The organism is Rhodococcus sp. Chr-9 (genome assembly GCF_000801125.1).
In the GTDB taxonomy this organism is placed as follows: Bacteria; Actinomycetota; Actinomycetes; order Mycobacteriales; family Mycobacteriaceae; genus Rhodococcus; species Rhodococcus pyridinivorans.
This window is the reverse complement of the sequence record NZ_JTIZ01000127.1, coordinates 1-431: the sequence shown is the minus strand read 5'-3', so window position 1 is coordinate 431 and position 431 is coordinate 1. Positions and strand designations below refer to the sequence as shown.

Below are 431 nucleotides of genomic sequence, written 5' to 3'. Positions count from 1 at the left end.
GTGCGGTCCTGCAACAGAAGCGGGTGCATCCGCTTGTTCATCGCGGCGTCGACCGAGAAGTACGACGGGGCGGCCGGCTGCCCGTCGGTGACCAGGGCGACGAAATCGTCCTCGCTCATCGGCTGCACTGACGGATTGGTCACGCGCTGCTCTCCGATGGTCGAGGTCAGCTCGGTCGACAGGTTCTTGCCGCACGACGAACCGGCACCGTGAGCAGGCATGACCACGACCTGGTCGGGCAAGGTCAGCAGCTTCTCGTGCACGGTGTGATACATCGCCCGCGCCAGATCGCTGGTGGAGCCGTCGCCGAGGTTGACCAGGTCGGGGCGGCCGACATCGCCGATGAACAGCGAGTCGCCGGTGAGCACCGCCGACGGGACGGCATCGGGGTGTTCGCGCACCAGCACCGAGATCGATTCCCAGGTGTGGCC

Annotated in this window: 1 pseudogene; it reads right to left on the bottom strand. The window is 66.8% G+C overall.

The window, feature by feature from the left end:
• Window positions 1-431: pseudogene (locus QR64_RS23060) on the bottom strand (MBL fold metallo-hydrolase); the annotation flags it as partial.